Annotated in this window: 16 protein-coding genes; 5 read left to right on the forward strand and 11 right to left on the reverse strand. The window is 40.9% G+C overall.

Annotation, left to right across the window (positions count from 1 at the left end):
* Positions 1 to 45 precede the first annotated feature (45 nt).
* Entirely contained in the window at positions 46 to 1,512 is a 1,467-nt protein-coding gene (locus DMB45_RS08450) for a Do family serine endopeptidase (protein ID WP_041502622.1), read from the reverse strand.
* A 271-nt stretch (positions 1,513 to 1,783) separates the two neighbouring features.
* Here DMB45_RS08450 and DMB45_RS08455 point away from each other — a divergent pair, with 271 nt between their 5' ends.
* The 4 genes from DMB45_RS08455 (at position 1,784) to DMB45_RS08470 (ending at position 7,891) form a co-directional block, all read left to right on the forward strand.
* On the forward strand, positions 1,784 to 4,306 hold the full coding sequence (locus DMB45_RS08455) for an FtsK/SpoIIIE family DNA translocase (protein ID WP_110688663.1): 2,523 nt from the start codon (positions 1,784 to 1,786) through the stop codon (positions 4,304 to 4,306).
* Between the two features lie 20 nt (positions 4,307 to 4,326).
* Positions 4,327 to 5,223 (forward strand): CPBP family intramembrane glutamic endopeptidase, encoded by an 897-nt coding sequence (locus DMB45_RS08460; protein WP_041505380.1) that lies wholly within the window; start codon positions 4,327 to 4,329, stop codon positions 5,221 to 5,223.
* A 135-nt stretch (positions 5,224 to 5,358) separates the two neighbouring features.
* The gene (locus DMB45_RS08465; RefSeq protein WP_041502619.1) at positions 5,359 to 6,573 is read left to right on the forward strand and encodes a C1 family peptidase; all 1,215 of its coding nucleotides are present in this window, start codon (positions 5,359 to 5,361) and stop codon (positions 6,571 to 6,573) included.
* Between the two features lie 121 nt (positions 6,574 to 6,694).
* Positions 6,695 to 7,891, forward strand: coding sequence for an FprA family A-type flavoprotein (locus tag DMB45_RS08470; protein WP_041502618.1), 1,197 nt, complete (start codon positions 6,695 to 6,697; stop codon positions 7,889 to 7,891).
* 98 nt (positions 7,892 to 7,989) lie between these two features.
* Here the strand turns inward: DMB45_RS08470 and DMB45_RS08475 are convergent, their stop codons facing one another.
* From DMB45_RS08475 to DMB45_RS08520, 10 genes are all read right to left on the reverse strand, one after another.
* On the reverse strand, positions 7,990 to 9,312 hold the full coding sequence (locus DMB45_RS08475; RefSeq protein WP_041502617.1) for a TolC family protein: 1,323 nt from the start codon (positions 9,310 to 9,312) through the stop codon (positions 7,990 to 7,992).
* Positions 9,313 to 9,335: 23 nt separating this feature from the next.
* Positions 9,336 to 12,386: an efflux RND transporter permease subunit gene (locus tag DMB45_RS08480; protein WP_041502616.1), complete on the reverse strand. Its 3,051-nt coding sequence runs from the start codon at positions 12,384 to 12,386 to the stop codon at positions 9,336 to 9,338.
* A 76-nt stretch (positions 12,387 to 12,462) separates the two neighbouring features.
* Positions 12,463 to 13,551, reverse strand: a complete 1,089-nt coding sequence (locus tag DMB45_RS08485) for an efflux RND transporter periplasmic adaptor subunit (protein WP_041502615.1) — start codon at positions 13,549 to 13,551, stop codon at positions 12,463 to 12,465.
* Between the two features lie 184 nt (positions 13,552 to 13,735).
* Positions 13,736 to 14,659 carry a magnesium transporter CorA family protein gene (locus DMB45_RS08490; protein WP_041502614.1) on the reverse strand — a complete coding sequence of 308 codons (924 nt, stop codon included), beginning with the start codon at positions 14,657 to 14,659 and terminating at the stop codon, positions 13,736 to 13,738.
* A 136-nt stretch (positions 14,660 to 14,795) separates the two neighbouring features.
* Positions 14,796 to 15,812: an endonuclease/exonuclease/phosphatase family protein gene (locus DMB45_RS08495; protein ID WP_052649423.1), complete on the reverse strand. Its 1,017-nt coding sequence runs from the start codon at positions 15,810 to 15,812 to the stop codon at positions 14,796 to 14,798.
* A gap of 42 nt (positions 15,813 to 15,854) precedes the next feature.
* Positions 15,855 to 16,223, reverse strand: a complete 369-nt coding sequence (locus DMB45_RS08500; protein ID WP_041505378.1) for a carboxymuconolactone decarboxylase family protein — start codon at positions 16,221 to 16,223, stop codon at positions 15,855 to 15,857.
* An 11-nt stretch (positions 16,224 to 16,234) separates the two neighbouring features.
* Positions 16,235 to 17,569 carry an RIP metalloprotease RseP gene (gene rseP / locus DMB45_RS08505; RefSeq protein ID WP_041502612.1) on the reverse strand — a complete coding sequence of 445 codons (1,335 nt, stop codon included), beginning with the start codon at positions 17,567 to 17,569 and terminating at the stop codon, positions 16,235 to 16,237.
* An 80-nt stretch (positions 17,570 to 17,649) separates the two neighbouring features.
* Positions 17,650 to 18,801, reverse strand: coding sequence for a 1-deoxy-D-xylulose-5-phosphate reductoisomerase (locus DMB45_RS08510; RefSeq protein ID WP_041502611.1), 1,152 nt, complete (start codon positions 18,799 to 18,801; stop codon positions 17,650 to 17,652).
* A 52-nt stretch (positions 18,802 to 18,853) separates the two neighbouring features.
* On the reverse strand, positions 18,854 to 19,714 hold the full coding sequence (locus DMB45_RS08515; RefSeq protein ID WP_041502610.1) for a M23 family metallopeptidase: 861 nt from the start codon (positions 19,712 to 19,714) through the stop codon (positions 18,854 to 18,856).
* Between the two features lie 58 nt (positions 19,715 to 19,772).
* Positions 19,773 to 21,026, reverse strand: coding sequence for a mechanosensitive ion channel family protein (locus tag DMB45_RS08520; RefSeq protein WP_041502609.1), 1,254 nt, complete (start codon positions 21,024 to 21,026; stop codon positions 19,773 to 19,775).
* Between the two features lie 259 nt (positions 21,027 to 21,285).
* Here DMB45_RS08520 and DMB45_RS08525 point away from each other — a divergent pair, with 259 nt between their 5' ends.
* Complete coding sequence (locus DMB45_RS08525) at positions 21,286 to 24,102, forward strand: M16 family metallopeptidase (protein WP_041505377.1); 2,817 nt, start codon at positions 21,286 to 21,288, stop codon at positions 24,100 to 24,102.
* Positions 24,103 to 24,131 lie beyond the last annotated feature (29 nt).

Raw genomic sequence — 24,131 nt, forward strand, 5'->3', positions numbered from 1 at the left:
TATACCAATATGTTAAAATCGCCACCTTTGGTTTATTAACTTTTTTTAATCCTGTAACGACAATGCAAAATATTCGATCCGCCCCCTCGGAGAAATAGCGGTAATCAAAACCCCTTCATTCTCTGCTATCTTCAATGCCTTCACCAGATCGTCTTTATCATATATCCAATGGTTATTAATCTTTACAATAATATACCCTTTTTGCAAACCGATACCTTTAAAATGTCCGTTTTTCAATTCGGTAATTTTCACCCCTTTATTGATTCCATAACGATACCTCTCCTCTTTGGACAAGGGCTCAACCACCGCGCCTAAAATGCCGTCATCCTTCATATCCACCAATGCCGTGTCTCCATACATATTTTGCAAAAGTACATCCATATTTCTTCTCTTTCCCTTCCGTTCAACACTTACATTTACCGTTGTTCCCGGATGGTATTTCCCCAGTTGGCCATGGAATGCAGAAACAGTATTAACTTCTATACCATTGATCTCTTTAATAATATCCCCTTCCTTTATACCAGCCTTTGCTGCTGCTCCATTAGCAAGTACCTCTATGACATATATTCCTCCTACATCTTTTAGATTTAATTCTTTAGCTAATTCTGCCGTTACCTCGTTCATGCGAATACCTAAAACGGCCCGTTGCACGGTTCCAAAATTTTTCAAGTCTCCGACTACCTTACGAGCAATATTCGCCGGAACCGCAAAAGCATAACCGGAATAAGATCCCGTAGGCGATTCTATAGCCGTATTGATTCCTATCAGCTCCCCTTTGGCATTTACCAAAGCCCCCCCACTATTACCGGGATTCACAGCCGCATCCGTTTGCAGAAAAGAACTTAAATTCATTTTTCTTCTATCCATGCCCAAATCACGCGCTTTCGCACTAATAATTCCGGCCGTCACGGTCGAAGTCAAATTATACGGATTTCCGACAGCCAACACCCATTCACCCAATTCGACATCATCTGAATTACCATATTCCAAATAGGATAATCCATGTTCTTCTATCTTCAATAAAGCAATATCCGTATTTGCATCTTTCCCGATAACTTTTGCCTTATACTCTTTCTTATTGTTCAAAACGACCGTAATATCATCACTCCCGTCGATCACATGATTATTAGTTACGATATATCCGTCCTCTGAAACTATAACCCCCGAGCCAAATCCCATACGTTGCGGAACTTCCCTCACCTGAGGTGCTCTACCGTAAAAAAATTCCAACAAAGGATTCCCCACTATCTCCCTTCCCATCTGTATCGTTTTGACATGGACTACGGCAGGAACTGTCTTTTTGGCAGCATCCCTTAAGTCCACATTTCCGGCAGGTACATTAATCGCACTACCGTTTACCATGGTTACCGGACGAGCCGCAGCCGGAGAAACGACCTCCAAGGGCTGAGCGGATTTTACCGGTTCCTTTTGTAAAGTACCTGTAACGAAGAATGCAATACATCCTCCTGCCATACCTAATCCGAGGTTTAGTAATGATTTTGTAATTGCCATATCCTTATCTTTTGATTTAACTCAACTTTTCATTTTACTTCTCACAATATTAACAATATCCCTGCCAATCGTTTACTAAGAATTTCTTAATTAATATAACTTAACCTATGATTTTGTAGTTTCACAAAACCGTATACAATCCCCCCTATATCGGGACGTAATGTCAGTATATTATAAAAAAATCTTCCTTTAAAATTTTATCGGAAATTTATCCTTACTTTGTAACTCTCCCATATAAATTGTAACTTTGCCTGCTACAAATTTCAAGCACATGATAACAAGAATCAATCAGAAAAAGAGTACGAAATCAAGCAGTTGGCACAAACCACATATACTACAAGACCCAAGAACACGTGTAATTATGGGATTAATCCTGATTTTATTATCTGTATATCTTCTGCTTTCATTTGTCGGGTTCTTTTTCACAGGAGGAATTGACCAGAGTTTAGTCGACAAGAATTCGATGGAATTAATCACTAATTCCGAAATAGAAGCAGGCAATCCTGCTGGCAAAGTAGGTGCTATACTCTCTGATATTTTCATCAACCAATGGTTTGGAATATCCTCTTTTATATTCTGTTATCTATTCTTTATCGGAGGTCTGCAGGTAATGGGACGCTCTATTTATAGGTTCTCGAGAAAACTATTGATCGGGTTTATTCTTATCATCTGGTGTTCTCTGTTCTTCGGATATCTTTTTAATTTTATCCCAACAGGTTATGTTTTTCCCGGAGGGACACACGGCTATTTTATCAGCAATTGGTTAAACTCACTGGTCGGAAAAGTGGGAACTTTATTTTTACTGTTAATCTCTTTTTCCGTTATTCTCTTTTTCGGATTCGAAAATGCCTTTAATAAATGTGTCGCCATAGTAAAAAATTATTTTATCCGCAGACGAGAGCGTAAGGAAAAACAAGCGCATCTACAAGCTGAAAGAGAAGAAAAAATTCGAGAAGAAGCCGAAACAGAGGCAATGAGGATAGAGGAGGAAGAAAGGGAGAAAGAATCTGTTTGCGGGGAAACATTTCCTCAGGAAGAAGAGGAAGAAAACAGTATATTCGAACATCAATTCGATACTCCAGATACCCCTACTTTTCAAGATTTAGACCAACCCGATTTTGAGATAAACATAAAAAAAGAGGATGAACCTTTTGAGAAAAGGATCGAAGCAGAATCCGACGAACAAACTATAACAGGAGATTCAGGTAAAGACATTGAGCTCACTATAATCGCAGATAAGCTGGAAGAGCAGTTAAACAGGAACTTACGACCCGACGAAGACTACGACCCCACATTGGATCTCTCTAATTATCGCTATCCCACGTTAGAGTTATTGGCAGAACATTCGTCAGGAAATCTCAAGGTAACGGCAGAAGAATTAGAAGCAAATAAAAACACCATCGTCGAAACATTACGATATTATAAGATTGAAATCACCAAAATAAAAGCGACAATCGGTCCGACTGTTACTCTATATGAAATAGTCCCAGCCCCGGGAGTTAAGATAGCCCGGATTAAGAACCTGGAAGACGACATCGCATTAAGCTTGGCAGCCTTGGGTATCCGTATCATCGCCCCTATTCCGGGAGCCGGCACCATTGGCATTGAAGTACCGAACCAGAATCCGGAAATCGTCTCCATGCGAGGAATTATCGCCTCCAAAGCATTCCAGGAATCCAAATACGCCCTTCCGATTGCACTGGGCAGAACGATCTCCAATGAACCTTATACCTTTGATCTGGCCAAAATGCCTCATCTATTAGTAGCCGGAGCAACAGGACAAGGAAAATCCGTAGGTCTAAACGCGATCATTACCTCTCTATTATACAAAAAGCATCCGTCCCAGTTGAAATTCGTGATGGTTGACCCTAAGAAAGTAGAATTAAGTATCTATTCCATTATAGAAAAACATTTTTTAGCCAAATTACCGGAAGAAGAAGATGCGATTATTACGGAGACAAGTAAAGTGGTCGCTACCTTGAATTCACTCTGTATCGAAATGGATAGCCGTTATGATTTATTGAAAATGGCGCAGGTGCGAAACATCAAAGAATACAACGAGAAATTCATCAAACGTCAGTTAAACCCGAACAACGGCCATAGGTATCTTCCATATATCGTAGTGGTTGTAGATGAGTTTGCGGATCTTATCATGACTGCCGGCAAAGAGGTTGAACAACCCATTGCCCGAATCGCACAACTTGCCCGTGCCGTTGGAATTCATATGATTATCGCCACTCAACGACCGTCCACCAACATCATCACCGGCGTCATCAAAGCCAATTTCCCGGCTCGGATCGCTTTCAAAGTCGCCTCCATGATCGACTCCCGTACCATATTAGATTCCCCGGGAGCCAATCAACTGATAGGAAGAGGCGATATGCTCATCTCCGCCGACGGAGATATGGTCCGCGTACAATGTGCATTTGTGGATACTCCCGAAGTCGATGCCGTTACCCATTTCATTGCGGACCAACAGGCCTACCCGTCTGCCTATATGTTGCCTGAATACCAATCGGATACGGAAAACGGATTTAGTTCAGAAACCGATCTCGGTATCAAAGATCCGCTATTCGAAGAGGCGGCACGAATGGTCGTAAATACTCAACAAGGTTCAACTTCCTCCATTCAAAGACGTTTCTCGATAGGCTATAACCGGGCCGGAAGAATCATAGACCAGTTGGAAGCGGCAGGTATCGTGGGACCATACGAAGGAAGCAAGGCCAGACAAGTACTGATTGCCGACGAGTACAGCTTGGAACAATTACTCCGTTCTGTAGGAGAACGATTTTAGTAACCATTCAAACATCAGTTATGTTTTTAGAAAAAGCAACTAAAGGAGAAAACCAATGGTACAGATACGTCCTCACCCTGGCCATTACGTTTATAGCCATACAAATAGCCTCCATTCCCGTCCTGCTTTACAGCACTTATATGAATACGGGTTCTATCCTGCAAAGCAGTAGCTTCCTTGTCCCTAACACGAACCCGGGATTAGCCTTAGTATTATTTCCTTTCGCCGTGGGAGTAATCACCTTATTGATCTGTATAAGATTCATCCATCAAAAAAAGTCCGTAGATATTCTCACGGGCCGAAACCGTTTCGATATCCATCGCTTTCTGTTTGGAGCCGGGATTTGGGGGATCATAACACTTCTCTCCCTGCTTTCGCAATACCTTCTGAGTGACAAGTCTGAACTGCTTTTCCAGTTCGAACCGCTTCCTTTTATCATCATGTGTGTAATTGTCATCACCTTAATTCCTTTTCAAGTTGCTTTTGAAGAGTTTATATTCAGAGGATATCTCATGCAAGGTTTTGCCTTACTCTTCAAGTACAGGTGGATCGCCATTCTGATGACCGGCATTATTTTCGGTTTATTACATTCGAGCAATCCGGAAGTCGAACGCTTCGGCTACTTCAACGCCATGTCACAATATATCCTCATGGGACTTATTTTAGGTTATATTGCCGTAAAAGACGACGGTATCGAATTGGCACTTGGCCTTCATTTTGCCAACAACGCTCTCGCATCCATACTCGTAACGCATGATTCGGCAGCTCTACAAACACATGCTCTATTTAAAGATTTAAATCCGACTTCCTCCTATTGGGATCCGATCATTATTTTAATAGGCGGTATACTCTTCATCTGGATTTGCGACAACAAGTATCGTTTTTTCCCGAAAATCAATATATGGAAAAAAATTTAAATGTTATTTTTTTCTTAAAAAACACTGAATTTAATTTTGATCTTCCGTTTTGAACAAGCAATTTTTTATCTTTGGCGACAGTCTGAACGGAAATAGAATTAATAACATATCATTATTCACACAAATCACATTAAAATGAAGAAGATCAGTTCGTTACTGTTTATTTGTATCTTTGGGCTCTCTCTATTTGCCAACGCCCAAGTAAAAGAAAAAGAAGAAAAGCAAAAACCGGAAGGTTATATTTTCACGGAAATTGTCAGATTACCGACACTCTCGGTGAAAGATCAAAGTCGTGCAGGAACCTGCTGGTCCTGGTCAGCAACTGCATTTTTCGAATCGGAAATGATGCGTATGGGCAAAGATTCGGTTAATCTTTCCGCCATGTATTCGGTAAGACATGCCTATAGCGATAAAGCAGACAAATACGTACGCCTTCATGGTTTTTTGAATTTCGGTGTAGGCGGTTCATTCGGAGATGTTGTGCATACGATTAAAAATTACGGTATTGTTCCTTTAGAAGTATACGAAGGTTTGGAGTACGGAGAATCCAATCATGCTTTCGGTGAAATCGACGCCGTTTTAAAAGCTTACGTGGAAGCGGTTATCACAAACCAAAATAAGAAACTAAGTACGGCTTGGAAAAAAGGATATGAAGGCATTTTAGACGCTTATTTAGGAGCCGAACCTGAAAAATTCCAATACAAAGGAAAAGAATACACCCCCAGGACATTCGCAGACGAAGTTGTAGGTCTAAATATGGACGACTATGTCAGTTTAACCTCTTTCACGCATCACCCTTTCTACACCTCGTTTGCAATTGAGGTTCCGGATAACTGGTTATGGGGAGAATCATACAACTTACCTCTCGATGAGTTCATGGAAGTAATGGACAAAGCCATCGATAAAGGTTATACTTTTGCCTGGGGCGCCGATGTTAGCGAAAAAGGATTTGCTACTGTAAATCCGGGTGTTGCCGTGGTTCCGACAACTGATACCAAAGAGATGAGCGGGGCTGAAATCGCCAAATGGGAGGCTATGCCGAAAAAACAACAAAATCCGGACGCTTTCAAAAGTGGTCCGGCTCCCGAGAAACAGATTACCCAGGAAATGAGACAACGCGAGTTCGATAACTACCAAACAACCGACGATCACGGCATGCAAATTATCGGAAAAGCTAAAGACCAAAACGGAACTCCCTATTTCATCGTGAAAAACTCATGGAATAAATATAACAAATTCGGAGGTTATTTCTATGTTTCTTATCCTTTCATGCAATTAAAAACGATGAATATCCTCATTCACAAGAATGCAATACCTAAAGAGATCAAAAAGAAATTAGGTCTTAAATAAATTTTCTCTATTTCCTGATAGAGAAACTAAATTAAAAAAAGGCTGTCCTTCCTCCGAGAAGACAGTCTTTTTTTTATAATTTTGCGAAGAATTGAAACGTTTAATTAAAAACTTAATCGATATGAATCAAGCAGTAGAAATAAAAAAGGACATTTATTGGGTAGGTGTTAACGACAGAAGAACTCATATATTTGAAAATTATTGGCCTCTTCCCAAAGGTGTAGCCTATAACTCTTATCTCATTATCGATGAAAAAGTAGCCCTGATCGATACCATTGAAAGAAGCAAAATGGAGGATTACGTGGAGAACATCGAACAACTGTTGAACGGACGTAAAGTCGATTATCTGATTGTAAATCACATGGAACCCGATCACACGGGAGCAATCAAAGCTTTACTATGTCATTATCCCGACGTAACAGTGATCGGCAACTCGAAAACTTTTCCCATGTTGAAAAATTTTTACGGTGTATACGATAACCTGCTGGAAGTAAAAGAAGGAGATTCGTTGGATCTGGGAAAACATAAATTGAATTTTTATATGGCTCCCATGCTTCACTGGCCGGAAACCATGGTCACCTTCGAATCCACGGAAGGCATTCTGTTCAGCGGTGATATTTTCGGTGCTTTCGGCACATTGGACGGAGGAGTTTTCGACGATGAAGTGGATTTGGATTATTTGGAAGAAGAGATCAGCCGTTACTATTCGAATATCGTGGGAAAATACGGACAACCGGCACAACAGGCACTAAAGAAATTAGGAGGACTTCCCATACGGATGATTTGTGCCACACATGGCCCCATCCGACGTTCCCATATCGCCGATATCGTCGCGAAATACGATAAATGGAGTAAATACGAAACAGACAAAGGAGTAGTCATCGCTTTTAGTTCCATGTATGGAAATACGGAAAAGATGGCCGATATGATTGCCCGCTTTTTGACTGAAAAAGGTATTAAAAAAATACGAATTCACGATACGTCCAAAACCCATCCTTCTTATATGATTAACGATATCTTCCGTTACAAAGGCGTGATCTTGGGTAGCTGTGCCTACAACGGAGGCATCTTCCCCACCATGGAGACCTTTTTAAACGAATTGGAACATATGGGTGTTAAAAATCATGTTGTAGCCTTTTTCGGAGGTAAAGCTTGGGCGGGAGGAGCCATGCCTCGTTTCAATCAATTTGCCGAAAAAATCAAATGGGAAGTGGTAGCACCTTCCGTTGAAGCTTGTGGTGCACCCAAAGAAGAAGATTTCGAACAATGTCGTCAAATCGCCTACGCGATGGCAGATAAATTGAATGAGATTTGCTAAAAATTGATTATATACATTCAAAAGACGGTTTGCGAAACCTATTCACAAACCGTCTTTTGTTTTACAGTAACTCTCCTGTCTTCCCTCAATCCACAATTTCAAATACCTCCACTAATCAATAATAGGGACAGTTCCGAAACTTTAGCTTGATAAAGAGCTAACAACATTCTATCCACCGCATCCAAATAACTTCGCTGAAATTCACGAAATTCAATACCGGAGAGGGATCCTAATTTATACTTCTCCAACGCGGCATCCAAATTTTTTTCGGCAACATCCGCACTCTCCCGTTCAAAGCCAACCATCAGCAAATTATTTTCATAGGTGTTATACAGTAACGCCAAATCACCTAATGTCTCTTTTTCTACCTCTTTATAGGATAACTCACTATTCTCTTGTTCCAAACGGGCATTTCTGATTTTTGTCCGATTTTGCATGCGACCGAATACCGGAATATTCACGGAAAATCCCCAATAAAACCCGTTTGTCCGGTTCAGTTTCGTATTGGAAGCCGGAGCATCCGTTTTGTTATAATTATATCCGGAACTAAAATCCAATGTCGGGAATAGAACGGCTCTTGCATTTTTCAAATCCAATGCGGATATTTTCTGTTCCTTTTTAGCGATTAACAAAGCCGTATTGCGCACCAACGTGTTTTTCTCCAAAGTCGCCATTTCCAATGGCAGGTCCAATAATATCGTATCCTGCACATAGGCCACTTTCTGTAAATCGACATTCATCAATTTATTTAAATTGATATAAGCACTTTTCACCATCTCTTTCTGTTGCACGAAAGCAGAACTATCCGAATTCAAATCGATTTTTGCTTGTTGAGACTCTAAACCAGCCATATTACCGATCTGATGGCGAACACGCGCTTCATCGTAACGTTCTTTTGACAGATTCAACGAATGCTTAGCCGCTTTTAATCGATGTTGCTGTACCAACACATCGTAATAAGCGGCACTTACCTCCACGATCAAATTCTCCACCGCCATTTTTACGGATAATTCCCCTCTGGACTCCAACTCTTTATAACGTTCATGAGTAGTAAACATTTCCAATCCATCGAACAAACGCCAGTTCAAGGCCACTCCGGCCGAATAATTATCGGTTTTCACGTCAGATAATTTACTGATCTCTCCCGCATTACTCTCCGTCTTCACATCGTTGCGCGTCTGATTCTGTCTGGCATCAATAGCCAAGCTGGGTAAAAAATAAGAATAATCCACACTATTCTTAGCCATGGAGGCCTCGTTGCGAATTATCTTTATAGCATAATTTGACTCCAACGCTTGATTAATACATTCCGGGAGAGTTATTCTCTGTTGGGCAAATCCGTTAAATTCAAAACCCAGAAAAAAAATAAGCATACCGAATGTTTTCCATAATGCGGATTGATATAACACCTCTCTTCTCATAGTTTTCTCTTTTTAAGTCCTTTTTACTCCTTTATCTCCTCTATAATTCTTACTCTTTGAGAAGAAAAATAGGTATAGATAGCGGGAATAACAAACAACGTCAGTAAAGTGGAACAAACCATCCCGCCGACGACAGCGATTCCCATAGCAACACGACTCTCCGATCCGGCTCCCGTTGCGATAGCCATTGGCAAAATACCCAAAACAGTAGACAGACTCGTCATCAGGATCGGACGCAGCCGGGAAACCGATGCCTCTCGAATAGCCTCTGACATAGACAATCCGGCAGCTTTCCGTTGATTGGCAAACTCCACGATCAAAATACCGTTCTTCGAAACCAATCCGACTAACATAATAATTCCGATCTGACTAAAAATATTCATGGTCTGTCCGAAATACCACAAGGAAACCATAGCTCCGATCAATGCCAAAGGAACGGTCAACATAATAATCAAGGGATCCCTGAAACTTTCAAACTGAGCGGATAAGACCAGATATATAAACAATAAGGCCAACAAAAAGGCGAACATTAAACTGGAAGAACTTTCCACAAAATCTTTTGAATTACCGGAAAGAGTCGTTTTAAAATCATCATTCAATACCTCGTCAGCAATCCGATCCATCTCCTTCAATCCTTGCGAAATAGTTACGCCTTTGGACAAACCCGCGGAAACCGTTGCGGAAACAAAACGATCGTAACGATATAGCTGAGGGGGCATAGAACTCTCCCGCATAGAGATCAAATTATCCATAGAAATCAAATTTCCTTCCTGATTCCGGACATAAATTCCTTTCAGATCGGAAGGTTTATTTCGGTCCTCCCGCTCCAGCTGGCTTAATATCTGGTATTGTTTTCCGTTCATAATATAGTACCCTACCCGTTGTTCACTCATCGTCAACTGCAATGTTTGAGCGATATTTTGCACGGTCACCCCCATGGCCGCAGCCTTATCCCTATCGATGTTAATAGTCAACTCCGGTTTAGTAAACTTCAAGTTTAAGTCTGATGCGGAAAACAGAGGGCTTTTATTTACCTCCTCCATGAATTTCGGCAAGATCGATTTCAGATCATCCAGATTTTTAGCCTGAATGACATACTCAATCGGAAGTCCTCCTCGGCGTCCTCCAAAAGTCTGTTGTTGGGAAACCAATGTACGGGCTCCAGTAAATTGACGCACGCTTACAGCCAATTCATCAGCGATTTCTTGTTGCGTCCGGGTTCGATCATCCGGACTCACTAACCATAAATTCAAACTGGAGCGATTGGTCTGTCCTCCCCCCACGAACTCTATCAACTTATCCTGCTCGGGTACAGTCTCTTCGATAAAAGCTGAAAGTTCTTGAGAATAACGATTCGTATATTCAAAAGTAGCCCCTTCCGGCGCCGTCGATGAAATACGAATATTGGAACGATCCTCCAAAGGAGCCATTTCCGATGGAATGGCCAACCATAAAAGATAAATAGCAATTCCGGAGATACCGATGATAATCAATGCCCAATAACGTACCTGAAGAAAACGCTCTAACCAACGGCGATACACACGATTCATCCCTTCAAAGAAGGGCTCCGTTTTTCGATAAAACCAATTTTTAGTCGCATCCTTCGTCAATAACTTCGTCGAAATCATCGGAGTAAAGGTCAAGGCGACAAAAGAAGAAACGATTACCGCACCCGCGATAACCACGCTAAATTCCCGGAACAATCTTCCGGTAGTTCCCTCCAAAAAGACAATAGGGAAAAATACGGCTACCAACACGACCGTTGTCGCTATAACAGCAAAGAAAATCTCGTTGGATCCTTTAAAACCGGCCTCTAAAGGTGTCATTCCCTGCTCTATTTTCGTAAAGATATTCTCCATCACAACAATCGCATCATCCACGACCAAACCAATGGCCAAAACCACGGCTAATAACGTCAATATATTAATGGAAAAACCGGCCATATACATAATGAAAAAAGCCGCAATCAGCGAAATGGGAATTGCCAATACCGGGATCAAGGTCGTTCTCCAGTTACGCAGGAACAGAAAAATAATCAACACGACCAAAACAAAAGCTTCAAGAATCGTATCCTCTACCTCATTAATGGAATCACGAATAAAAACAGTATTATCATAGGCTATTCCGGCTTCAATATCCTCAGGTAAATCCCTCTGCAAATCATCCATAACTTGGTATGCCCTATCCGCAATATCGATGTAATTCGCTCCCGGTTGAGGAATCAACGCACAGATAACCATCGGAACCCTGTTGCGCTTCAATATACTACGCACATTCTCGGCATCCACTTCGGCCACACCGATATCCCGGAAACGAACCAATTTATCCCCATCCCTGGAAATCACCAAATTATTAAAATCTTCGATAGACATCAACCGTCCTAACGTCCGGATGGTTAATTCCGTATTATCACCTTCCACCCGACCGGAGGGCAACTCTATATTTTCATTTTCAATAGCCGCTTTCACATCCATCGGAGTCAGTTTGCGGGCTGCCAACAAAGAAGGATTCATTCGCAAACGAACCGAATAACGTTTCTCACCCCATATTTCCACACTACTTACCCCCGGAATGGTCTGCAAACGCTCTTTATAATAACGCTCGGCGTATCCGCTCAAATCAATCAAAGAGCGTTTATCGCTACGTAAAGAAACTCCGAATATAGGCTGTGCGTCAGCATCTGCCTTATAAACCGTCGGGGGATCTATATCTTGCGGTAAACGTCTTAAGGTTCCGGATACCTTATCCCGTACATCATTAGCAGCCGTTTCCAAATCTACCTCCAACTCAAACTCTATCGTAATCCGGCTCTGACCGTCACGACTCGTACTACTCAAAGAACGAATTCCCTGAATACCGTTGATAGCCGCTTCCAAAGGCTCCGTAATCTGCGTTTCGATAACATCGGCATTAGCACCCACGAAAGAAGTCGATACCGAAATAACCGGGGGATCGACACTGGGATAGTCACGTACACCTAAATAAGAAAGTCCGATTCCCCCCACAATTACTAAAATCAGATTCATCACCGTGGCAAATACCGGACGTTTTATACAGGTCGAAGAAAGACTCATTCCATTTTTATTTTTAGATTTTTAACCCTAATAATATCAAAATTCCATCACCAGATATAAATTGCTATCCTCCATCTTATTCCCCACTTGTCTCTTTGGCAAGAGAAACACTTACTCGCATACCATTCTGTAATTGCATCAGTCCGCCCGTAAGTACCGTATCTCCGGGTTGAATACCGGAAATAACCTCTACATAACGGGAATCCCGACTCTCCGTTTCCACCGGTACACTCAGGGCTTTCCCTTCTTTCACCACCCACAGGCGTTTTCCATTCATCTCCGGAACAACGGCCTCACTGGGAATCATCATAAATGTCCGATTGCTTTCCGTCATCAACTCCCCTTTTACAAACATTCCGGCCACCAAATTCGCCGTATTCCGATAGCGAGCTCTCAGGGTAATCATATGAGTCTGGATATCGGCCTGAGGATCGACAGCATATATTTCCGCTATAATATCTTTTTCTATCCCTTCGGTCCTAAACTTGATCTTTTTCCCGATTAAAGGAACATTTATATATTTTTCGGGAATTGAAAATTCGATTTTCAATACAGAATTATCCACCAGACTGGAAACCCTCGTACTCGGCTGTACATAACTCCCTTCACTCACGTAACGAAATCCCATCTTTCCGTCAAAAGGAGCACGAATCTCCGTTCTGGCAATTTTTACTTTCAACAACTCGATATCGGCCAAAAGCATATTGTATTCGGTTTCCATTTGTTGAAACGATTCATAACTGACAGATTCCCGCTTCAGTAATATACGCTGACGTTCCAGCTTGTCTTCCAATAACTTCTTTTCAAATTCGGCACGCTCCAACTGAGCCTTCAAATCCGAATCATCCACTTTTAAAAGAAGTTTTCCCTTCTTTACATGGTCCCCGTCATTAAAATAAATTTTGTCTACCTTCCCGGCCGTTTCAGAAACCAATTCAACCTCCTCGTTAGGTAATAAAGTCCCGTTAGCCATGATTCCATTATTAGACATCGACAATCCGGCGACACATCCGCTTACAGGCAAAATACCCTGTGACATCCCCCGTCGGCCCTGTCCGCTTCTTTGCCGTTTAGTGAAAGAATCATTTAAACGAGGAACTAAAATAAGGAGTACTATTACAACCGGTATTCCTATCTGCAAAACTCTTTTTACCCTTTTATTCATATTTAGTTTTCCATTATGTCTGCATGTATATAGTTTCTCCGCTTTCACACTTCCTACACCATCCCTTGATTCACCTTATGGACATCAAAAATGGCCAAAAGTTTATTTACAATCCGTTAAGAGTATGTTAAAATATAAAAGGGGTTTAACAAGAAAACCCCTTTTATATTTTAACTCTCCCGTATCAAAACCAATTCCTCCATTTAAATACAATAAATCCGATCGCCGAAAACAGGAGAGATACGACAAGCACGATCAAAAAACCATACGGGTTATTCTCCAGAGAATTAGGTACATTCATCCCGTATAAACTGGCTATTAACGTCGGAAGCATTAAAATAATAGAAATAGAGGTCAATCGTTTCATTACGATATTCAAATTATTAGAGATAACGGAAGCATACGCATCCATCGTACCGCTCAGAATATCACTATATATACGGGCTGAATCCTGTGCCTGCCGCTGCTCGATTTCAACATCCTCAACCAAATCTTCATCAAAATATTTACGCTGGCTTCTTAAATTTTTCACTTTGATCAACAGGTTATCGTTTCCTCTTAAAGATGTTATAAAAAAGACTAATGATTTTTCAATTTTTAACAAGCGTTGTAACTCTTCGTTACGAATTGATTTTTCCAACTCGATCTCAGCCGCGTGCATTTGATTGTTTATTTGCTTCAGGTATTTCAAATACCAAACGGAAGAAGATAAAAACAAACGAAATACCAAATCCCAAGGTTGTTTTACCTCAACCCCCTTACGGTCGGCATATTGAATAAAATCAGGTATCATCTCCGTTTTATAATGACACACCGTAATAATGACATCATCTTTTATAATAAAACCCAAAGGAACTGTAATAAAAGGAATACTTTCGTCCACCTTATACGGAATACGTAAAATCATGAGTATCCACTCATCTTCTATCTCCAAACGAGAACGCTCATCGATATCTTCTATATCTCCGAAAAATGACTGGGGAACCCCCATTTTATCGGTAAGAAAACGAATGTCTTCTTCCGTCGGTGAAACAACATTAATCCAACACTTAGGTTCCCACGCTTTCTTTTCTTCGAACCCAACATTACCCATTAGGAATGTTCTCATAGTTAATCCTCCTTCAATTTATGAACAGAGGTTAACGGAACCCCCGTCCTGATTAATACTGTTGATGATAATCGTCCATATCTTGTTTATGAATTTTTACGCTGCAAAAATAAACGAAAGTATTGAATATAAAAATTTATTTTTTCAAATCGATATAAATCGGTAAATGATCGCTATATCCACCCACGTAATAGGGGCCCCTATAGGTAGGTTTCGGCTTCACCCCGTAATATTTTTTATCTTCTTCAAACAAAAAACCGAATGTTCCCACCGTCAAATGTCGAGAAGCTTGCAAAGGGAACTTGCCATTGAGTAAAACCCCGGACAGGATTAAATGATCGATGGTCTGCCATACGCCCTTGTACCGATAACTCCCGTGATTCTCCCACAACAAATAATACCCGGTATTATACAATCCTTTATCCTTTATTTTACGGGTATCGGAATTTTTCGTTTTCATAGCTTTCTGTGCAATAGTATTGGCCTTACCGTTAAGATCTCCCATTATAACGATCGCAGCTCTCGGGTTTTCGGCCTGAATGGAATCTACTCGTTGACGAATGACCTTAGCGGCACGAACACGTTTCCATTCACTCTGACTCTCACCCCCTCTCATCGAAGGAAAATGAGCCACAAAAAAATGAAGCGTATCTATTTTTCCGATCACTCCTTTGCAGTATAAAACATCTCTCGTATGACCCTCTCCCTCCAAAAATACCGGAAAAAAACAGGCTTTCAACAATTGACAATACGGCTTACGATATAAAAAAGCCACATCTATCCCTCTCGGATCAGGAGAATCCGCATGTACAATACCATACCCGCCATCAGCCAGAACCGTTTTACCAATCAAATCTTCCAGCACTTCCCGATTTTCTACTTCCGCCAACCCGATAAAAACAGGCAATTCCCCCTCTCCGGTCGCACTCAAAACTTCCGAAATATGCCGTATCTTTGAATGGTAACGCTCCTTTCCCCAATGTTGTTTTCCATGGGGAGTAAAATCATCATCTGATGTATTAGGGTCGTCCTTAACGTCAAACAAATTTTCAACATTATAAAATACAATTCGATAACGTTCTTCCTTTACCTGTCCGTAACCCGTTTTAAGAACGAACAGCAATATCAAAACTCCTGCTACTATTTTACGCATCTTTTATCGTTTTATCCGAAAATATCTACCTGCACCGAACCTCTACCTTTCCCCGGAGTTCTCGGAAACGTATTCTCCCAATTCTTCCCAATATTCAAGCGCACGTCTCATATGAGGAATAACAATAGTACCTCCTACAAGATCCGCCACGGCAAAAATCTCGAACAATTGTTCCGTGGTTACCTTTAATTCATGACAACGCTCCAGATGATATTTAATACAATCATCACAACGTAATACCATAGAAGTGGCCAGACCCAACATCTCTTTCACCGTGGCAGAAAGAGCCCCATCCCTATAAGTATTCGTATCCAGATTGTAAATCCGTTTAATCACTCTGTTGTCGGCGGCTAAAATCTTTTCATTCATTTTTGCCCTGTATTCCCTGAACTGCTCAACCGTTTTACCCATAAAAGCATGTCTTAATGAAATAACTTGAGTATATCATTCGTATTGGCCAATACAAGCAGTAACAACAAAAAAATCATTCCTGCTATTTGCGCATTCTCCAAAAATTTCTCATTCGGTTTTCTCCGGGTAATAACCTCATACAACAAGAACACCACGTGGCCACCGTCCAATGCCGGAATCGGCAATAAGTTCATCACCCCTAAAATTATAGATAATAAAGCCGTTAAGCTCCAAAAAGCTTGCCAATCCCAATATCCCGGGAATATATTACCGATAGATAAGAAGCCTCCTACGGATTTCAACGCCTCCGGATTTTTAAACAATTTAAACTGCTTCAAATAGGAACTGATTTGATCGATCCCCATATGGATGCCCGCCGGAATAGCTTCAAAAAAAGAGTAATACTTCACGGCATAATCAAAAGCCGGATCTATTTTAACTCCAACTCCTATTATCCCGTCGGCTCCCACAGGTATAGCCACGGTTAATGTATCCGCACCCCTTAAAATTTCTGCCCGTAAGGTGTCATTTTTATGTGAACGGATGATTTTCGTATATTCGTCGTAAAAAGCAAACGTTTTTCCATTTAATTTCAAAAAACGGTCACTCTCTGTAATACCCGCGTTTTTTGCAGGAGATTCTTTAGCAAAACCAACAATCTCCCCCGAATAAGGATAACGGGGTTCTATCAGCATTTTATGCGCGAATCCCTTGGAGGAGTATGTCAGTAAATTTTTCACTAACGATGAAGGCAAATCAATATTTACTAATTGTCCGTTTCGAAGCACCTGCATCGTTTGGGGACTCTCCAATAAGATGGTCGGAATAATATCGGAAAAACGTTCTAATTTCTGATTATCCAAGGAGATAACAATGTCGCCGGTTTGCACTCCCACATTCGTGAATAAGCTATCACAAACAACCCCGTATTTCACATTCTCTGCCGGCAAATATTTCTCTCCCCAAGCAAATAAAATCATGATATAAATAAAGAAGGCCAAAATAAAATTAACCAAAACTCCTCCCAGCATAATCAACAAACGCTGCCATGCCGGTTTAGCCCTAAATTCATAAGGCTTAGGAGGTTCTTTCATCTGGGCAATATCCATGGATTCATCTATCATTCCGGAAATTTTCACATATCCGCCTAAAGGCAACCACCCCATTCCGTATTCAGTATCTCCCTTCTTAAATTTAAACAGCGAAAACCACGGATTAAAAAAGATATAAAATTTTTCGACTCTGGTCTTAAAGATCTTCGCCATCGTAAAATGTCCGAATTCATGTAACAAGACTAAAATGGAAAGACTCAATATAAACTGTACTACCTTTACAACTATCTCCATATTTCAATTTTAAAATTTTAGCTTCAATAATTTCATCTGTCTAATTTCCTACATTTTCCCGACAAATCCTCCGTATAACTCTATTTTTCAATAATATCCACAGCTATTTTACGTCCTTCCCTATCCGTTTCTATATAATCTTGCAAATCGGGCTTCTGTATAAAACAAACCCTGGAGATGGTCTCTTCTATGATTTCGGGCATACGAGTAAACGAGACTTTCTCTTTCAAAAAGGCATCGACCGCAATCTCATTCGCCGCATTCAATATACAAGGGATGTTCCCCCCTTTTTCCATGGCTTCAAAAGCCAATCCCAAATTACGAAAAGTGACCGGATCCGGTTTCTCGAATGTCAAATTGGAATACCGGCTAAAATCGACACGTTCAAATGAAGAAACGATCCTGTCAGGATAGGTTAGGGCATATTGAATAGGCAAACGCATATCGGGCACTCCCAATTGGGCTTTGATACATCCGTCCGTAAATTGAACCATCGAATGTACGATCGATTGCGGATGAACCAACACTTCTATTTGGGAAGGTTTCAAACCAAATAACCACTTGGCCTCGATTGCTTCAAATCCTTTGTTCATCATGGAAGCGGAGTCGATCGTCACTTTAGCCCCCATCTTCCAATTCGGATGCTTCAAAGCTTGCTCCGGAGTGACCCGCTTCAAGAATTCATAATCCTTACCCCGAAACGGCCCCCCGGAAGCCGTTAACAAAATTTTCTCGACAGGATTATTCATTTCGCCCGTTAAACATTGAAATATAGCAGAATGCTCCGAATCCACGGGTAATAGGGCTACCTTATATTCCGTTACCAGGTCATGAATCAAATCGCCGGCAACGACTAACGTCTCTTTATTGGCCAATGCTATCGTCTTGCCTGCTTTTATCGCCCGGATCGTAGGCAATAAACCGCTGTACCCCACCATAGCCGTGACAACGGTATCGATAATGGAACTCTCCACGACTTGCGCTATCGCCTCGCTCCCTGCGTATACTTTTATATCTTCATCCGCCAATAACTCCTTTAATTGTCCGTATTTCTCCTCGTTAGCAATAACTACCATATTCGGTTTAAAACGAACGGCTTGTTGAGCTAACAATTCGACCTGATTATTGGCAGTCAGCACCTCAACACGAAAACGTCCGGGATTTGCCTCTATCACCTGCAACGTCTGAGTTCCAATCGAACCTGTCGAACCTAATACTGCAATATTTTTCATCATTATCTATCATACGCCGGAAACATACTCTATCCCGAACGTTCTCTTTTATCTATTTAAACTTAATATAATTCTCCGGATTAATCGGCTTTCCAGCCTTCCACAACTCCAAATGCAAATGCAAACCCGTTGTCTCTTCTCCCGTGTTCCCGACAATCGAAATAACTTCTCCGGCCCGGACAAAATCACCCTGCCTCTTCAATAGAACGGAATTATGTTTATAAATGGAAATCAAATTACTACTGTGTTGAATAGCCAGGACAAAACCCGTTTCCACCGTCCAATCCGCAAAAACGACCACTCCGTCCAACACGCTTGCGACATTGGTATTCTGTTTCGTTACCAGATCGATACCGAAATGACGCTTCGCCTCATCAAAGTGATTGGTCACAATCCCTTGCAACGGCGGGAAGAAATGATAAAAATCATCTGGAGAAGAAGAGATCTGTCCCAACGAAAGATTAAAACGTTCTTTCTCCTCTATCATCTCTCTAAAACCATTCTCTTCGGGAGTAGTTCCCATGACAATGGTATCATGATTAATCTTCTCTACAGACGTTGTAACCCTGGCTGTGGTATCTCCGTCCTCCCCCGTCATAACCATGCGGATGGATTGAAAAAATTGGTCTTTTTTATTTAATTCGACCATCAACGAGTCAACTCGTAAAGCATTCAAAGTAATCTGACGCCTCATGGCCCGATCCGGATATCCCGGAATAAATTCCCGCAAATTAGTAAAAGCAATCAATATGATCGTCAACGTAATCAAAACCACCGCTAACGTACTCAATGCCATGAACACATGCAATGGGGACAAACGGAAATGCATAACCTCTTCGTAAGTAGATTCGTTGAAGATGGTCAGCTTATATCTGTTTTTTAGCTTATTCCAAAAATTTTTTTTACGCTTCATTCGACTATTTTTAGCCTCCAAAAATAGTACAAAAATCTAATTATACCAGCTTGTCAACCTAACTTTTCATTTCACCCGGTTCATTTACCAAAATTCGATTCGGATACTGGAATACTTGCAAATTAAAATAGGGAATCACAGCCAACAAGTGGTCGAAAATATCGGATTGTATCTTCTCGTAAGCAACCCATTCCTTATTCTTGGAAAAACAATAAATCTCCAAAGGAATTCCCGTCGGAGTCGGCTGAAGCTGACGTACCATATAGGTCATGTTCAAATTAATATCCGGATTAGCTTTCAAACGCAATACGGCATAATGTCGAAACACTCCTAAATTCGTTAAACGCCTTTCGTCAAGTATATCCTCCTTTCCCTCATTTGCTTTATCTATTTCAGGTAAAATGCTCTCTATATATCCTTTCAAAAACTCGGATTTTCTCAAGACGGCAATCTCATCATCCGATAAAAAATGGACAGAATGCATGTCAATATTAACCCATCTCATAATCCGCCGACCGTCAGACTCCTGCATTCCCCGCCAATTGGTAAAAGAAGCCGAAACCATTTGGTAAGTCGGTATGGTTGTTATCGTCATATCCCAGTTTTGCACTTTCACGGTATAGAGATTGATTTCCAACACCGTTCCGTCAGCATTATTACTGGGCATCACGATCCAATCCCCGATCCTTATCATCTGATTCGCCAATAATTGCACTCCGGCTACAAACCCTAAAATGGAGTCTTTGAAAATTAACATAAGTACCGCGGCAAAAGCACCCAATCCGACCAAGAGATTACGGGGAGATTCTCCGATGAAAATACTGATAATTGTAATAAAAATGGCAGAGAAAACAAAGATCTTAGCCACCTGTATAAATACCTTAATCGGACGGTCTCTGGCAATCGGATAAGATTCATAAATTTTATTGGCCGCATCCATTGCGGTTATCATGATAAATCCCGTCACAATCAATATCCAGACAACGATCAAATGATGGAAAGTATCGATTTTTTCCCAATCCCCGTATACGAACCGGATGGCGAAATCGATAAAAATAGGCGGAATCAAATTAAACAATTTTTCAAAAAAACGCTCTTGAAATAATATGTCGTCCCATTTCGTTTTCGTACGATGAACCATTTGGGCGATCAGTTTAACGATCCATTTCCGGGCAATAAAAGTTAAAAGCCACGCAATAATCACGATAACGATTAACTGAATGACGATTTCAAGCGTAGGAGCTGTCTCCGGATCCGTAATTCCCAAATCAAGCCAGGAAAACCAACGATGCCAATCCATTTTTAATTCCATAATTTTTCTCCGATCTATTTTTCTTTATACGGAAATTCCAAAGAAATGTCACATAATCCCCTTATCTTTTAGCAAAATCAGAGTTGAACATTAAAAATAATTAACAAGAAATCTTGCTATATAAAGAAAAACAGGTTCATTTTTCCCTATTTTTACAATTACCCCCTAAATTAACGTTAAACCGTTAACTTTTCATATCAATTGAAGCAGTGTTTACTATATTTGCAAACACAAACATTAAAACATTAAAAAAACTCGTATGGTAAAAAGACTTTTAATCGTGTGTGCCATCATATCACTAATCAGTGCAAACTTATTCGCACAATATGATATGAAAGCACCGCTTCCCTTAGACCCACAGGTCAGAACAGGGAAATTAGCCAATGGCTTAACTTATTACGTGCGTCATAACGCAGAACCCAAAGAGAGAGCAAGTTTTTATATCATCCAAAACGTGGGGGCGATCTTGGAAAATGACGATCAGGATGGTTTGGCCCACTTTCTGGAACACATGGCATTCAACGGAACCAAACACTTCCCCGGCAGAAAAGGGATCGTAAATATGTTGGAAAAACACGGTGTTGAGTTTGGACGTAACATTAACGCCTATACGGCTCAAGATGAAACGGTTTACAACATCAGCGATGTTCCTACCACCAATGAAGGCTTAATGGATACTTGTCTGCTGGTATTACACGACTGGTCTCACTACCTTATTTTGGAAGGAGATGAAATCGATAGCGAAAGAGGTGTGATTACCGAAGAGTGGAGGACCAGAAGAACCCCCGGTTTCCGGATCAGAGCTCAGGTTATGCCTGTTTTGTTGGAAGGTTCCAAATACGCAGAAAGAGATGTGATCGGAAATTTAGATATCATCAAAAATTTCAAATACCAAACGTTACGGGATTATTATCACAAATGGTACAGACCCGATTTACAAGCTATAGCTGTCGTCGGAGATTTCGACGTGGATCGAATGGAGAAAAAAATCATCGAACTTTTCTCTCAAATTCCGCCGGTAAAAGATGCAGCTGTTAGAGAAGTATACACGGTCCCCGCGCACGAGGATATTCGTTACGTATGCGCTACCGATAAAGAAGTTACCCAATCTTCCGTAGCCGTTTACATTAAATTTCCGACCTCTCCTAAAGAAGAAAAAAATCACCAATACATGAGAAATGAATTGTTGAAATCTTTCTATAATGCTATGTTGAGCCAACGGATCCGTGAATTACTGCAAAAAGGGAATCCTCCTTTCATCAACGGTAGTAGCGGTTTTAGCGGAATGGTCAGAGGAACGGGTATCTATATCATGTCTGCAACAGCCAAACCCAATGAAGAAGCCTTAGCTTTGGAAGCCATCTATCGTGAAAATGAAAGAGTAAAAAGATTCGGCTTTACAGAAGGCGAGTTGGAAAGAGTAAAAACCAACACGTTGGTAAGCTTGGAATCCGCTCTTAAACAAAAGGATAAAATTTCTTCTGAATCCTATATTGAAGAAATCAAACAAAACTTTTTGGAAGGTGAACCTATGGTAGATTTCGACTACTACTACAATTTCATGAAAACGATTATTCCTACCGTTACCGTAGAGGAGATTTCCGCCCTTGCCCAGGAATACATCAAACCTCAAAACATGGTTATCGTAGTACAAGGACCGTCGGAAGGAGCTACTCATATCACAAAAGAAGAAGCTTTAGCCGTTATGGATAAAGTAGACAAATCCGATATCGAACCGTATAAAGACCAAATAGCAGAGTCCTCCTTGATTAACGAAGAGTTACCGGGAGCCAAAATCGTTTCCGTTAAAAAACTTCCGCAATTCGATGCAGAAGAGTGGACTTTAGCCAACGGAGCGAAAGTAGTTTATCGCAAAGCCGACTATGAAAAAGATCAGGTTGTAGTCACTTCTTATAGTAAAGGAGGAACCTCTTTGTATGATTTGGATAAATTAGCTTCCGCACAAGTTACGGCCGACTTAGTAGGAGCGTACGGTCTGGGAGATTATGACAATATTACCTTAGGCAAGCTGCTCACGGGAAAACGAGCCGGTTCAAAAGTAAGCATAGGAAGCCTTTCCGAGTCAGTCGGAGGTAGCTCTATTCCAAAAGATTTCGAAACGCTGATGCAATTGATTTATCTGCGCTTTGAAAAACCCCGTTTCGACAAAGAGGTACACAATACCCTTATGCAAAGACAATACGCGGCTATCGCCAATATGCAAAAGAACCCGCAAAAAATAATGCAGGATTCAATAGATTTGATTACGAGCAATTACAATCCGAGAACTTTACTTGTCAACAAAGAGTTCTTCGACAGAGTAAGTATCGAACAGATTGAAGAGATCTACCGCGACCGTATCAAAGATGCCAGCGATTTCATTTTCTTCATCGTGGGTAACATCGATGCGGAGATTGCAAAAACGATGGCTGAAAAATACATCGGTTCCATTAAATCTTATAACAGAAAAGAGACTTGGAGAGATAACAAGGTTAGAGGTCCGAAAGGCAAAACGGAAAAAGTAATCGAAATAGCCTTGACAACACCGAAAACAACGGTGATTACCCATCACTCCAAAGAGATGAAATATAGCGTTGCAAACAACATCTATAACAATATTCTGAAAGGTATTTTAGATCTTCGCTATACTGAAAATATCCGTGAAAAAGAAGGAGGAACCTATGGCGTGGGCGTTAATGCCGGTTCTTCCAGAGAACCTTATCAAAGTTACAGCATGACCATGAGTTTCGATTGCGACCCGGATAAAGCAGAGCATCTGAAATCACTTCTTTACGTGGAAATCGACAAATTAATGAAAGAAGGACCCACTCAGGAAGAATTGGATAAAGTGGTTACTACAATGAAGAAAAACCGCGAACAAGGTAAAGAACATAATTCTTATTGGTTAAACGCGTTGACAACCTACTTCATCTCCGGTATCAACATCAACGATCCGAAGAATTTCGACAAAATCGTCGATAGTGTAAAACCGAAAGATATTCAGAATTTCGCAAAAAAATTGTTTAAAGGCGCTGACGTGGTAGACCTCATGTTCGTACCCAAGGCTCAAGAATAAAAGATTCTTACAGATAAAAAAAATAGCGT

The organism is Sanguibacteroides justesenii (assembly GCF_003204205.1).
Taxonomy (GTDB): domain Bacteria; phylum Bacteroidota; class Bacteroidia; order Bacteroidales; family Marinifilaceae; genus Gabonibacter; species Gabonibacter massiliensis.